15 protein-coding genes are annotated in these 14,333 nt (G+C 36.1%); 3 read left to right on the forward strand and 12 right to left on the reverse strand.

All coding sequences use genetic code 11. From position 1 onward, the window contains the following. Positions 1-49: 49 nt before the first annotated feature. From rseP to icd, 9 genes are all read right to left on the reverse strand, one after another. On the reverse strand, positions 50-1,390 hold the full coding sequence (rseP, locus tag CEP47_RS06525) for a sigma E protease regulator RseP (protein WP_261920386.1): 1,341 nt from the start codon (positions 1,388-1,390) through the stop codon (positions 50-52). Between the two features lie 8 nt (positions 1,391-1,398). Then, positions 1,399-2,268: a phosphatidate cytidylyltransferase gene (locus CEP47_RS06530; RefSeq protein ID WP_261920385.1), complete on the reverse strand. Its 870-nt coding sequence runs from the start codon at positions 2,266-2,268 to the stop codon at positions 1,399-1,401. Between the two features lie 32 nt (positions 2,269-2,300). Continuing rightward, positions 2,301-3,017: an isoprenyl transferase gene (locus tag CEP47_RS06535; protein ID WP_261920384.1), complete on the reverse strand. Its 717-nt coding sequence runs from the start codon at positions 3,015-3,017 to the stop codon at positions 2,301-2,303. Between the two features lie 53 nt (positions 3,018-3,070). Then, positions 3,071-4,264, reverse strand: a complete 1,194-nt coding sequence (ispC, locus tag CEP47_RS06540; RefSeq protein WP_261920383.1) for a 1-deoxy-D-xylulose-5-phosphate reductoisomerase — start codon at positions 4,262-4,264, stop codon at positions 3,071-3,073. Positions 4,265-4,372: 108 nt separating this feature from the next. Further along, the gene (gene frr / locus CEP47_RS06545) at positions 4,373-4,930 is read right to left on the reverse strand and encodes a ribosome recycling factor (protein WP_261920382.1); all 558 of its coding nucleotides are present in this window, start codon (positions 4,928-4,930) and stop codon (positions 4,373-4,375) included. Between the two features lie 113 nt (positions 4,931-5,043). Further along, on the reverse strand, positions 5,044-5,778 hold the full coding sequence (pyrH, locus tag CEP47_RS06550) for a UMP kinase (protein WP_261920381.1): 735 nt from the start codon (positions 5,776-5,778) through the stop codon (positions 5,044-5,046). A gap of 145 nt (positions 5,779-5,923) precedes the next feature. Then, positions 5,924-6,772, reverse strand: coding sequence for a translation elongation factor Ts (tsf, locus tag CEP47_RS06555; RefSeq protein ID WP_261920380.1), 849 nt, complete (start codon positions 6,770-6,772; stop codon positions 5,924-5,926). 150 nt (positions 6,773-6,922) lie between these two features. Then, positions 6,923-7,657: a 30S ribosomal protein S2 gene (gene rpsB / locus CEP47_RS06560; RefSeq protein WP_261920379.1), complete on the reverse strand. Its 735-nt coding sequence runs from the start codon at positions 7,655-7,657 to the stop codon at positions 6,923-6,925. A gap of 230 nt (positions 7,658-7,887) precedes the next feature. After that, positions 7,888-9,141 (reverse strand): NADP-dependent isocitrate dehydrogenase, encoded by a 1,254-nt coding sequence (icd, locus tag CEP47_RS06565; RefSeq protein ID WP_261920378.1) that lies wholly within the window; start codon positions 9,139-9,141, stop codon positions 7,888-7,890. 141 nt (positions 9,142-9,282) lie between these two features. Between icd and CEP47_RS06570 the strand changes: the two genes are divergently transcribed. Then, positions 9,283-10,005 carry an rRNA large subunit pseudouridine synthase E gene (locus CEP47_RS06570; RefSeq protein WP_261920377.1) on the forward strand — a complete coding sequence of 241 codons (723 nt, stop codon included), beginning with the start codon at positions 9,283-9,285 and terminating at the stop codon, positions 10,003-10,005. An 11-nt stretch (positions 10,006-10,016) separates the two neighbouring features. Continuing rightward, positions 10,017-10,469: an NUDIX hydrolase gene (locus CEP47_RS06575; protein WP_261920376.1), complete on the forward strand. Its 453-nt coding sequence runs from the start codon at positions 10,017-10,019 to the stop codon at positions 10,467-10,469. Between the two features lie 49 nt (positions 10,470-10,518). Here the strand turns inward: CEP47_RS06575 and fbaA are convergent, their stop codons facing one another. From fbaA to CEP47_RS06590, 3 genes are all read right to left on the reverse strand, one after another. Beyond that, positions 10,519-11,598, reverse strand: a complete 1,080-nt coding sequence (gene fbaA, locus CEP47_RS06580) for a class II fructose-bisphosphate aldolase (RefSeq protein WP_261920375.1) — start codon at positions 11,596-11,598, stop codon at positions 10,519-10,521. Between the two features lie 55 nt (positions 11,599-11,653). Beyond that, positions 11,654-12,817: a phosphoglycerate kinase gene (pgk, locus tag CEP47_RS06585; protein ID WP_261920374.1), complete on the reverse strand. Its 1,164-nt coding sequence runs from the start codon at positions 12,815-12,817 to the stop codon at positions 11,654-11,656. Positions 12,818-13,029: 212 nt separating this feature from the next. Beyond that, entirely contained in the window at positions 13,030-13,731 is a 702-nt protein-coding gene (locus tag CEP47_RS06590) for a ribonuclease T2 family protein (RefSeq protein ID WP_261920373.1), read from the reverse strand. Positions 13,732-13,902: 171 nt separating this feature from the next. Between CEP47_RS06590 and CEP47_RS06595 the strand changes: the two genes are divergently transcribed. Next, positions 13,903-14,163, forward strand: coding sequence for a YfhL family 4Fe-4S dicluster ferredoxin (locus CEP47_RS06595; protein WP_261920372.1), 261 nt, complete (start codon positions 13,903-13,905; stop codon positions 14,161-14,163). Positions 14,164-14,333 lie beyond the last annotated feature (170 nt).

Raw genomic sequence — 14,333 nt, forward strand, 5'->3', positions numbered from 1 at the left:
ACTTATTTAAAGTTGAGTAAAATATGGCTTAATCCCACAATTTACCTAGTTATAAACGTGCTACATCATTAAATAATGCGACAATAGTTAAAGTCAGTAATAATATAGCACCAATTCTATATGCAATACCTTGAATATGCTCAGAAACTGCTTTTTTAGTAATGGCTTCCACACCTAAAAAAACCAAATGTCCGCCATCTAAAATTGGCAAAGGAAATAAATTCATTATTCCTAAATTAATGCTTATTAATGCCATAAAACTCAAATAATATACCAATCCAATACGAGATGATATGCCTGCACCTTGAGCAATAGAAATTGGACCACTTAAATTTTTTACTGAAATATCACCAGTCAATAATTTTCCCATTACTTTAACTGTTGTCCAACTTAATTGTTGTACTTTTTCTAATGCTAAACTAAAAGCTGGCAGAATATCATATTTTAGAGTAGCACGGTACTTTTGCTCAAGTGGTTTAAATACAGGCACCACCCCAATATAAGGTTGATTGTTATCATTTAATTTCGGCTGTAATGTCACTGTTTTTTGTTTTCCGTCACGTTCAATAACTAACGTAATTTGTTGTTCTTTTCCCTGCCGAATTGTTCTAACTAAATGTTGCCAATCCATTACTTGTCCATTGACAGATAAGATTATATCCCCTGCTTGTAAGCCAGCTAAAGCTGCTGGAGACTGTGCCATCACCTGTTGTAATTTATTTTCAGCTATTGCACGTTTAGGCTCTATACCTAATGAAGTAAAAGCACTTTCTTTCTCAGGATTATAGTTCCAATGCTGTAAATTAATCGTTTTAATGATGCTACTATCATTCTCAAATTGGCGTAATTTTAATGTTACACTCGGATTACCAATTTTAGTTGCTAACTGTAAGTTAATACTCTCCCAATCAGGTGTATTAACGCCATCTACCGCTTCAATTAAATAATCAGGTTTAATCCCAGCTTGTTCAACAAGTGACTGTGGAACCACATTGCCTATCACAGGCTTCACAATGGGTAAACCATAAAGAAATACCACCCAATAAGCAAAGATAGCAAATAAAAAGTTAGCTAATGGACCAGCGGCAATAATAAATGCACGTTGCCCAACACTTTTATGATCAAAGGTGTATTCTTTTAATTCCTCAGGTACTGCTTCATTCCGTGTATCAAGCATTTTGACATACCCCCCCAGAGGAATAAGGCTTATTGCAAATTCTGTTCCATGCTTATCCGTTTTCTGCCAAAGTACTTTGCCAAAACCGATTGAAAAACGCTGTACAAATACTCCACATTTGCGTGCAGCCCAAAAATGCCCATATTCATGGACAAAAACTAATACAGCAATCACAATGATGAATGAGAACGCCGACCACCAAAATCCTGCCATAACGCCTCCTACGACAGAATGAGATAAAATAGCGTAAATAATGGCAATGCCGCAGTTAAACTATCAATACGATCTAATATTCCACCATGCCCCGGGATTAAATGACTACTATCTTTCAGATTGGCTTCACGTTTAAACATACTTTCGGTGAGATCACCTAAAATTGAAATTGCAACGGTTGCCACAGAAATTAAAATAAATTGTAGTAATCCTAACCCTGCTTTGTATTGGTATAACGGTTCAAACTGTAAAAAAATAAATGCTGTCAATGTAGCGGTTACCACTCCGCCAATAGCACCTTGCCAAGTTTTACCGGGAGAAACCTGTGGTGCTAACTTATGTTTTCCAAAAGCTCGTCCAACAAAATAAGCCCCAGAATCAGCACTCCAAACTAAAATAAATACATAAAGTAATAACACTAAACCGTGTGTTTGGTCGATATTATAGTTATCAAAACGTAAAGCAATCAAAGCTAATGCAAAAGGAATTAAACTCATAGTGGCAAAAATTGCATGGGCGATAAAAGACTTACGCCAAAACTTGGCACTTTTAGGGTAGGTTATTACTAAGCAAAGTGCAATTAACCACCAAGGTAGCGAAAACATCAGTAAAAATTCTGTTTGGTTATTTAAAATATTACCCGCACTGATATAACCACTATTTGCATAGATATAGACAAAAATAAAAATACCCGCAAGAAAGGTGGTTAACCCACGAGTAAAGGCTTGTTTTAATTCAGCAAACCCTGTCCACTCCCAGATTGCGGCAATTACTACACAAGCTACTCCACAAACAAACCAAAGTGGTGGAAAATAAAATAGAGTAATAAGAACAATAGCAATCATTACTATCGCAGATAAAATACGTTCTTTAAGCAAAATAAACTCCTTAAATAATCTAATGACTCTCTTTAATCCTCACAACCACCAAAACGACGTTCTCTTTGTTGATAAACCAATAGTGCTTGTTCAAATTCAATTTCATCAAAATCTGGCCATAATACAGAGCTAAAATAAAGCTCTGCATAAGCTATTTGCCATAATAAAAAATTGCTAATGCGTTGTTCGCCGCCTGTACGAATTAATAAATCTGGTGCAGGTTGTGAACCTGTTACTAATAATTGAGAAAAATACTCCTCAGTTAAATTCTCCAATCCAATTTGTCCATTTCTCACCTGTTCAGCAAATCTCTTACTTGCTTGTAAAATGTCCCAATGCCCACCATAATTTGCTGCAATATTGAGTACTAAACCAGTATTTGTTGCAGTCAAGGCTTCAGCTGCAACGATTTTTTTCTGTAAAGAAGGGCTAAAACGAGAAATATCACCTAGAATATGAAGCCGTATATTATTTTTATGTAATTTTGTTACTTCGATATCCAATGCACGCACAAATAATTCCATTAAAGCATTAACTTCTTGTGCCGGACGTTTCCAATTTTCACTGCTAAAAGCATATAAAGTAAGATACTTAATTCCCTTTTTAACGGCAAACCCAACCGTACGACGCACAGCTTGAATACCATTGCGATGACCAAAAATTCGTAATTTTCCTTTCTGTTTCGCCCATCGACCATTACCATCCATAATAATTGCAATATGTTGGGGTAAATTTGGGGTAACTATCATGCTTTATTCCATTATATTTAATTAACTAAACTAAAATTAATTTTTTCACTATATCACAGACCAGTAATTATTCTATTTGCTTTTATTCTAGCTTGCTGATCTATTTCTAATACCATTTCAATTGAATCAATCTGATTAGTCTGACTAAATAGCTCTACCGTTCTATAATTTACTTCAGCAATTTGTGTAAACTTGATTTGCCCTTGTAAAAAAGCCGCAACAGCAACTTCATTTGCTGCATTCATTGCAGTAGTTGCCACCTGCCCACATTGGCTAGCTTCTATCGCTAATTTTAAATTTGGATAACGTTGAAAATCAGGTGATATAAAAGTTAACCCATTTAACTGATAAAAATCTAAGGCCTTTACCCCTGCATTAATACGTGCTGGATAAGCTAAAGTTTGAGCTATTGGAGTACACATATCTGGCACTCCCATTTGAGCTAGCACACTACCATCAACATAACGTACCATTGAATGAATAATAGACTGTGGATGAATGATTACTTCCATCTGTTCAGGTTGAGCATTAAACAACCAACGTGCTTCGATATACTCCAACCCTTTATTCATCATTGTAGCTGAATCAACTGAAATTTTTTGTCCCATTGACCAATTTGGATGGGCAACTGCTTGTGCTGGTGTAATTTGATCAAATAATGCTAGAGGTAGGCTTCTAAATGGCCCTCCCGATCCCGTCAAGACTATCTTCGTGATCCCTAATTGCTCTAGCGAACAATACCCGAGTTGTTGTTGAGCCGATAATGGTAGTACTTGAAAAATAGCATTATGTTCACTATCCACAGGTAAAAGCTCTGCCCCTGATTGCTTTACAGCATCAATAAAAAGCTGACCACAAGTTACTAGGGTTTCTTTATTTGCCAATAAAACACGCTTTCCTGCTTTTACTGCGGCTAAAGTCGGTAACAGACCTGCTGCCCCTACAATTGCAGCCATCACAATATCAGTTTGTGTATGAGCGGCTAATTCACTTGCCGCATCAAGCGTATCTAAGACGACGGTTTTACTTCCTTGTTGCTTTAAAGCAATAGCCAGTTGACGTGCAGCCTCAGGATCTGCCATAGCCGCAAAACTCGGGTTAAATTGTAAACACTGCTGCAACATTAGGTTAATATTCTGACCCGCCACCAAGCCAAATACTTGATATTTTTCTGGATTTTTTGCAACTACGGATAATGTACTACAGCCAATAGATCCGGTTGAACCTAAGATCACTATCTTCTTCATATCTTCCCAACTTACCTGCAAACAGAGAATATAATTAATTTGCTCTAATAAATAAGGGGCGTGATACTTCACGCCCTCAATTTAAGCTACTTGGCGAAATGGATTAAATTAAAAATCCATCAATTCTTTTTCTTTATCAGCCAAAGCTTCATCAACTTTTTTAATAAACTGATCTGTCAATTTTTGTACTTCGTCTTGTGCTTTACGTTCTTCGTCTTCGCTGATTTCTTTTTCTTTTAATAATGCTTTAATTTTATCATTAGCATCACGACGAACATTACGAACAGCAACCCGACCTTGTTCTGCTTCAGAACGTACAATTTTAGTTAAATCACGACGACGTTCTTCTGTCAAAGGAGGTAAAGGTACACGAATAGTCGTTCCTGCTGATGCTGGGTTTAAACCCAAATCTGAGGTTAAAATAGCTTTTTCAACACTGCTAATTAAACTACGATCAAATACAGTAACAGCTAAAGTACGAGCATCTTCTGCTACCACATTAGCTAACTGACGTAATGGCGTTGCTGCACCATAATATTCAACTTGAATCCCATCTAGCAAACTTGGGTGAGCACGACCAGTGCGAACTTTTGAAATTTGCGATTTAAATGCTTCAACGCTTTTTTCCATACGTTGTTGCGTATCTTCTTTAATTGCCTTAATCACTTGTTTTTTTCCTTTATTAAGTTATCTTTGATTCAGCCACTAAAGGTAGTCTTATTTGACTATTTAGTGATAACTCTTTGTTACTATTATATTTTAACGAATAAGTATTAATTTTAAAATGCTTTTTTCTCGGTGATTAATGTTCCCTCATCTTCCCCTAAAATGACACGTTTTAATGCACCTGATTTATTCATATTAAATACTCGAATTGGCATTTTATGATCTCTTGCTAAAGTAAATGCCGCCAAATCCATCACTTTTAATTCTTTTTCTAGAACATCTTGATAACTCAATTCTTGATATAAGATCGCATCAGCATATTTGGCTGGATCACGATCATAAACTCCATCAACCTTAGTCGCTTTTAAAACCACATCTGCTTCAACTTCAATACCACGTAAACACGCCGCTGAATCAGTTGTAAAAAATGGGTTACCTGTTCCTGCAGAGAAAATAACTACTTGTCCTTGTTTCAACATACGGATTGCAGTTGTCCAACTATAACTATCACATACCCCATTTAATGGGAATGCTGACATTAATTTTGCATTCACATCAGCACGGTGTAAGGCATCTCGCATCGCTAAACCATTCATCACTGTGGCTAACATTCCCATATGATCACCAACAACACGGTTCATACCCGCTTCCGCCAGTTTTGCACCACGGAAAAGATTGCCACCACCAAGCACTACGGCAACTTGTACGCCAAGATCTAATAACTCTTTGATTTCTTCAGCCATACGATCTAACACTGAAGGATCAATCCCAAATCCTTCATTACCTTGTAAAGCTTCACCACTCAGTTTTAATAAAATTCGCTTATATACTGGATTTTTTGCTGTCATCTTTCTTTTCTCAATTTTCTCATTATTACAAAGTAAAAACATTGGAAAATATTGATTAAACTTTACAATGCTTTCTCTATAAGCCTGATTAAATGGCTTTTACAAAACATAAAAAAAGCGAGTTTCCTCGCTTTTTTAAGCTTAATTAAGCTTTTGACATTGCAGCAACTTCTGCGGCAAAATCAGTTTCAACTTTTTCGATACCTTCACCAACTTCTAAACGAACAAAGTTAGTAACAGTTGCACCTTTTTCTTTTAATAGATCACCTACTGATTTAGAAGGATCCATAACAAATGGTTGACCAGTTAATGATACTTCACCAGTGAATTTCTTCATACGACCTTCAACCATTTTCTCTGCAATTTCACGTGGTTTACCAGATTGCATTGCGATATCAACTTGGATTTGACGTTCACGTTCAACTACTTCAGCAGGAACATCTGAAGGATCTACGAATTCTGGACGGCTTGCTGCGATATGCATTGCAATGTGTTTTAATAACTCTTGATCAGCACCAGTTGCAGCGACTAACACACCAATTTTTGCACCATGTAAATATGAACCAACTGCATCACCGCTGATAGCCGCTACACGGCGAATATTCATATTTTCACCAATTTTTGCTACTAATGCTGCACGCTCATCTTCAAATTTTGCTTTTAATACTTCAACATCAGTTTCTTTATTAGCTAAAGCATAATCAGCAACTTTATTTGCTAATTCTAAGAAACCAGCGTCTTTAGCAACAAAGTCAGTTTCACAGTTCATTTCAACTAAAACACCGAAGCTATCCTCAACACGAGCAATAATTACGCCTTCAGCTGCAACACGACCTGCTTTTTTCGCTGCTTTCGCTTGACCTGATTTACGCATATTATCAATGGCTAATTCAATATCACCATTTGCTTCTACTAATGCTTTTTTACATTCCATCATACCAGCGCCGGTACGTTCACGAAGTTCTTTTACTTGAGCCGCTGTAATTTCAGCCATTTTTCAATCCTCTTTATACCTGTTGCTATGCAACACGATTAACACTCTATCTGTCGATTAATTGATAAAAAAACAGGGAGACACTAACGCCCCCTGCTAACCAATTAAACCCTTCGGTTAAATAAGGGCTTGCTTTACTTAAAGAGCAAATTACTCTGCAACTTCTGCTGAGAAGATTTCTTCAGCAACAGTACCGCCTTGTGCTTGAGCACGACCTTCTTTTACTGCTGCTGCCGCTACTGTTAAGTAAAGTTGAATTGCACGTACTGCATCATCATTACCCGGAATTACATAATCAACGCCATCTGGATCTGTATTAGTATCAACGATAGCGAAAACAGGAATACCTAGGTTATTAGCTTCTTTAACTGCGATATGCTCATGATCCGCTGCAATGACGAATAAAGCATCTGGTAAACCACCCATATCTTTGATACCACCAAGGCTCAATTCTAATTTTTCCATTTCACGGGTACGCATTAAAGCTTCTTTCTTAGTTAATTTATCGAAAGTACCGTCTTGAGCTTGGTTTTCTAAGTCTTTTAAACGTTTGATTGATTGACGTACTGTTTTCCAGTTAGTCAACATACCACCTAACCAACGATGATTTACATAGAATTGTTGGCAATCTAATGCTGCAGCTTTAACACCTTCAGTTGCTGCACGTTTAGTACCAACGAATAAAATTTTACCGTTATTGCTTGCAATGCGTTGTAATTCAGCTAATGCCGCATTGAACATAGGAACAGTTTTTTCAAGATTGATGATATGAACACCATTACGTGGTCCAAAGATGTAAGATTTCATTTTTGGATTCCAATAACGAGTTTGGTGTCCGAAGTGAACGCCTGCTTGAAGCATTTCACGCATTGTAACTTGTGCCATACTATTTTCCTTCTATTGGGGTTTAGCCTCCACATACCCTGAAAAATCGACCGTTTGGCACCCCGATTTTCAGTCATGGTATGTGTGTGATTTCTAAAATAACTAAAAAAATAACCGTCTTTTATCATTAAAAATAAGTTAGCAATAACCTAAATTGACGATAAAAAGACGGTGCGTTTTATACCATAAAATAAGATAAAATCCAAATGATAAATTGGTGCCTTGCTGATTTATCCTTCCATATTCACTACAATATCTTTGGCAAATTCAGCAGTAGAACGCAATTTAGCACCTTCAAGCATTTCAGCAAAATCAGCTGTTACTGTTTTATTCGCTATAGTTTTAGAAACAGCCCTGACAACTAAATCTGCCGCTTCAAACCAACCGAGATGGCGTAACATCATTTCACCACTTAAAATCAATGAGCCCGGATTAGCAATATTTTTACCTGCAATCTTCGGTGCTGTACCGTGTGTAGCTTCAAAAATAGCTGTTTCACTCCCAATATTTGCACCCGGTGCAATACCAATTCCTCCAACTTGTGCAGCCAGTGCATCAGAAATATAATCACCATTAAGGTTCAATGTTGCGATAACATCGTGATCTTGAGGGTGTAAGAGAGCTTCTTGTAAAAAAGCATCAGCAATACAATCTTTAATGATGATCTCTTTTCCTGTTTTTGGATTAATTAATTTATATCCATTTCCACCATTGATCTCTTGCGCACCAAATTCTTTTGCAACTTGATAACCCCATTCTTTAAATGCCCCTTCAGTAAACTTCATAATGTTCCCTTTATGAACGAGAGTTAAAGACTCACGATCATTATCAATCACATATTGCAATGCCGCCTGAACTAAACGTTGTGTTCCTGCTTTTGATACAGGTTTAATTCCTATGCCACACTCTTTGGAAAAACGGATCTTGGCTACCCCCATTTCAGTTTGTAAAAAGTGAATAACTTTATCTGCCTCTGCAGAACCTGCGCTCCACTCTATCCCTGCATAAATATCTTCAGAATTTTCTCGGAAAATAACCATATCAACCAATTCAGGGTGCTTCACTGGGCTAGGTGTACCTTGATAATAACGGATAGGGCGTAAACAACTATAAAGATCCAAAGCTTGACGCATTGCAACATTCAATGACCGAATACCTCCTCCAACAGGAGTCATTAATGGACCTTTAATCGCAATATGATATTCTTGAATGGTTGCAATCGTTTCATCAGGTAACCAAATATCTCCACCATAAAGCTGATTTGCTTTACCACCAGCATAAATTTCTAACCAATGAATCTTCCGCTGTCCGCTATAAGCTTTTTCTACTGCGGCATCAATCACACTTTTCATCGCTGGTGTAACATCAACCCCAATTCCATCACCTTCAATGAAAGGAATAATTGGTTGATCTGGCACAATGAAACTACCATTTTGTCGTGTAATTTTTTCACCTTGTGGTGGTGTAATAATATGTGATTGCATAACCATTTCCTTCTATTAAAATCATTGCAAAACAGGACGAGAATAGACGTACCCAGACGAAAGCAATTTAGTATAAAATATCTCTAACGACAAACGTCAATTTACGACTTAGTTCACATTTTTAACATTTTTTTAATCATTATGCAGAAAAAACACCACCATACCTTTCAACCTAAATTTAAAACATCTACCATTAACAAAAAATCCTTCTCTAAATGTCAACAAAAACATTTTTCTTCTTCACTTACTTTTCAAACCACCAAAGTCGTTCTATTTAATAAACCCTATGACGTGCTATGCCAATTTAGTGACGAACAAGGCAGGCAAACTTTAAAAGATTTTATTCCAATTCCACATATTTATCCTTGTGGACGTTTAGATCGAGACAGTGAAGGCTTATTAATACTCACTAATAATGGTGAAGTACAACATCGGCTAAGTCATCCTCAATTTAAAACAGAAAAAACCTATTGGGTACAAGTCGAAGGCATTCCTACCGAAAATGATCTTGATTTATTACGTCAAGGTATCATTTTAAAAGATGGAAAAACTCTCCCTGCTAAAGTCCAGCAAATAAAACAACCCGTCAATTTATGGCAACGCCATCCCCCTATCCGAGAACGAAAAACTGTGCCAACTAGCTGGCTATCTATCACAATCTGTGAAGGTAAAAACCGTCAAGTCCGTAGAATGACCGCTAAAATAGGTTTTCCTACTTTACGTTTAATTCGAGTATCTGCTGCAAATTTCACTTTAATTCAACAATACAGTACTCTCAAAACTTTTCTAAAAAATGGTGAATATTACCAACTCGATCAAAAAGAAAAAGAAAAATTATTTCAATATCTTAAATTAAGACAATAAGGATCAACATAATGCATAAACCCCATATTACTCTTGCTTGCGTTGTTCATTGCCAAGGAAAATTTTTATTTGTTGAAGAATTTGAATATGGCAAGATGACGCTTAATCAACCTGCTGGGAATTTAGAAGCAAATGAAAGTTTAGTTGAAGGTGCGGAAAGAGAATTATTTGAAGAAACAGGCATTAAAGCCAAAATGCAGTCTCTTCTTGGCATATATCAATGGCAGGCACCACAGTCAGGAATTGATTATTTACGTTTTATTTTTATTGTTGAATTAGATCAATGCTTACCCACTCAACCTCAAGATACTGATATTAATCGAGCTTTATGGCTTACTCTTGGCGAAGTACAAGAATATATTCAGCAACCGAATCAATGTTTGAGAAATCCCTTAGTATTAGAAGTTATTAATGATTACTTAAGTGGTAAGAAATTTCCTCTGACTATTTTACAACAGTACTAAAATAACAACACCTCAAAAAAACTGAGGTGTTGTTTATCAAACAATGAAATTATAATACATCACGGCAATTTAAGTCGTCATATGCTTGTTCTAAGCGTTTTGACATTGACTCTTCACCTTTACGCAACCAAACACGAGGATCATAGTATTTTTTATTTGGTGCATCAGAACCTGTAGGGTTACCTAATTGACCTTGTAAATAGGCTTCATTTGCTTTGTAATAATCTAAAATACCTTCCCAAGTTGCCCATTGAGTATCAGTATCAATATTCATTTTTACTACACCATAGCTCACCGCTTCACGAATTTCTTCTTGGCTTGAACCAGAACCACCATGGAAGACAAAGTCTAATGATTTTGCAGGAATACCATATTTTTCAGAAACATATTTTTGTGAATTATCTAAAATTTTTGGTGTTAACTTAACATTACCCGGTTTGTAAACCCCATGAACATTCCCGAAAGATGCAGCAATGGTAAAACGGTGGCTGATTTTACTTAATTCTTCATACGCATAAGCGACATCTTCTGGTTGAGTGTAAAGCATTGAATTATCTAAATGGCTGTTATCCACGCCATCTTCTTCCCCACCAGTACAACCTAATTCAATTTCTAAGGTCATATCTAGTTTAGCCATACGCTCTAAATATTTTTTACTGATTTCAATATTTTCTTCTAAACTTTCTTCTGAAAGATCAATCATATGAGATGAAAATAATGGTTTACCTGTTTCTGCAAAATGTTTTTCACCTGCCTCAAGCAAGCCATCGATCCAAGGTAATAATTTTTTAGCTGCGTGATCGGTGTGTAAAATTACTGGTACACCATATGCTTCTGCTAAGGCATGCACATGTTTTGCACCTGCAATAGCCCCAATAACATCTGCACGTTGACCTTCTGGTAATTTAATTCCTTTTCCTGCATAGAAAGAAGCACCACCGTTAGAGAATTGAATAATAATTGGTGCTTTCACTCGTGCAGCAGTTTCTAATACGGCATTCACCGAATCTGAGTTAACACAGTTTACCGCAGGGATCGCAAACTCTTTTTCTTTTGCAATTTTAAAGACTTTTTGTACATCATCACCGCTAAGCACACCCGGCTTAACAAAATCAAAAATTTTAGACATAAATTTTTCCTCTCAATAAATAAGAAGGGGAAAACTCCCCTTCAATTATAAAAAATTAAGCTTTTGCACGCTCTTCAAGAACCGCTACCGCTGGTAATACTTTGCCTTCAACAAATTCTAAGAAAGCACCACCACCTGTTGAAATATAAGAAATTTTATCCGCAATTCCAAACATATCAATTGCTGCTAAAGTATCGCCACCACCTGCAATAGAAAAGGCTTCACTCTCTGCAATCGCTTGGGCAACAATTTCAGTTCCTCTACGGAAATTAGGAAACTCGAATACACCTACTGGTCCATTCCATAAAATCGTTTTTGCATTTTTAATAATTTCTGCAAGCTGTTGAGCTGATTGGTCGCCTAAATCTAAGATTTGCTCATCATCTTGAACTTCAGTTGCTGATTTTACTGTTGCTGTCGCTGTTTCTGAAAACTCTTTTGCAACTCGAACATCTATCGCACTAGGAATATCACACTCTTGCATTAAACGTTGTGCTTCAGGAATTAAATCTTTTTCACATAAAGATTTGCCGACATTATACCCTTCAGCCGCAACAAAAGTATTAGAAATACCACCACCAACAACTAATTGATCAGCAATTTTTGCAAGAGAGTCTAATACAGTTAACTTGGTAGAAACTTTAGATCCCCCCACTATTGCAATCATTGGACGTTGAGGATTTTTTAATGCTTTACCTAACGCTTCTAATTCATTCGCTAATAATGGCCCTGCACAAGCAACGGTAGCAAACTTTGCAACACCATGTGTAGAAGCTTGGGCTCTGTGAGCAGTACCAAACGCATCCATTACAAAGACATCACATAATGCTGCGTATTTTTTTGATAAGGCTTCATCATCTTTCTTTTCGCCTTTATTAAAACGAACATTTTCTAATACAACTAATTCATTTGGAGCTACTTCAACGCCTTCAAGATAATCTTTTTCTAAACGAACAGGAATATCTAACGCTTGATTTAAGTAATCTACAACAGGTTGTAATGAGTATTCAGCATTGTACTCACCTTCGGTTGGACGACCAAAGTGGGAAGTAACCATTACTTTTGCACCTTGTTCAAGTGCTAACTTAATGGTTGGCAGTGAAGCTTTAATACGTGCATCAGACGTTACTTTACCATCTTTTACTGGTACATTTAAATCTGAACGGATTAACACACGTTTTCCTGCTAAATCCAAATCGGTCATTTTGATTACTGACATAATAAGTCCTCTTTATTTACTTAAAGTTGAATAGAATTCCGTTAATACTACTTAATCTAAGATACATTATAACAACTCTTAATTTGAAAAGTGTGGATTAGATCAAATTGTAACAACTTAACCATTAATTTGTTTTATTAAATAAAATAATTCTATAAAGAATATTACTTTGTATAAATAAATAATTTTCAATACTCTCTATTTTATGACAACTACCAAGGACAACTCATCACTTGCCAATCTAAGTCATAACAAATTTTTATTTCATTCTTATTCACGCTAATTCTTTTATTTTCTAAGTTGGGATTATATCGTTTTAACCAATTAATCAATGCTTTTTTCTCAAAATTATTATCTGGTAATACGAGCTGATGAAACAGTTCACTTTGCTTAGCAAAATAATCTTGTGCTTGATTAAAGATACAAGCACCGTGCTTTTCCCACTCACCTTGAAGTAAATGGGCTGAAGGCGACTCCTTTAAATAAGATTGAATAATCTCAGGTTTTACTTCAGGTAAATCGCCTTGGCAAAATCTAGGATGATCTGTAATCTGCTGGGCAGCAGCATTTTCTGCCCATAAACCATGAATGATCCAGCCAAAACGATGTTCGCATTGCAAACGATCTTTAATAGGAATAGCTCCCTGATTGCGTTGTTTAACTCTTTCACAATAAGCTGGCGACCACGATAAAACCAAAGTATAAAAATCTACTTGTGCAGTAGGATTTGCCCCAAATTTATCTTTTGCAAGGTGATAATCATAATTTTTTATTGGGAACTGAGTAAGCTCATATTGGTTTGATTGAGATGTTATCTCTGCGATTCGATTTGTCCGAATAACAAAAAAAGTCGCACCTAAAACGATAATCAATAGGATTAATAACAATTTGATACGAAAAGATAATTGCATCATCAGATTAATTCATTTTAAAACTAATAGTATCAACCGATTACAGGTCGAACAATATAAACAAAAACGGAGAACAAAATAACATATTGGATTTTAAAAGGCTATTTCTTTATAATCGCCCGATTTTACGACTATTGAAGGTAATACCAATGAAATTATTAACGTTGAGGTGTTATGGCACTTTTAATCACAGCTAAATGTACTAATTGCGATATGTGCGAAGCAGAATGCCCAAACCAAGCTATTTCTCTGGGAGAGCAAATTTATGTAATCGACCCAACACTTTGTACAGAATGTGTCGGACACTATGAAACGCCAACTTGTCAAAAAGTCTGTCCGATTAATAATTGCATTATTCAAGATCCTGCACATATTGAAAGTGAAGATGAACTATGGGAACGCTTTGTCTTACTCCATCATTCGGATAAAATCTAACCACCACCAAGCAAAAACACTGCTTTTTTGAATATCATCTAAAAAATACGATTTAAATTAGATAATATCTAACGGTATAAAACTTTATTAAAATTTTCTCTTGCAATACGGCATTTTTTTTGAATAATAACCAACAAGCAAATAACAGCAGTCTGAAGTTGTAACTGCGT

Origin of the sequence: Mergibacter septicus, assembly GCF_003265225.1 — a bacterium.
Lineage (GTDB): Bacteria > Pseudomonadota > Gammaproteobacteria > Enterobacterales > Pasteurellaceae > Mergibacter > Mergibacter septicus.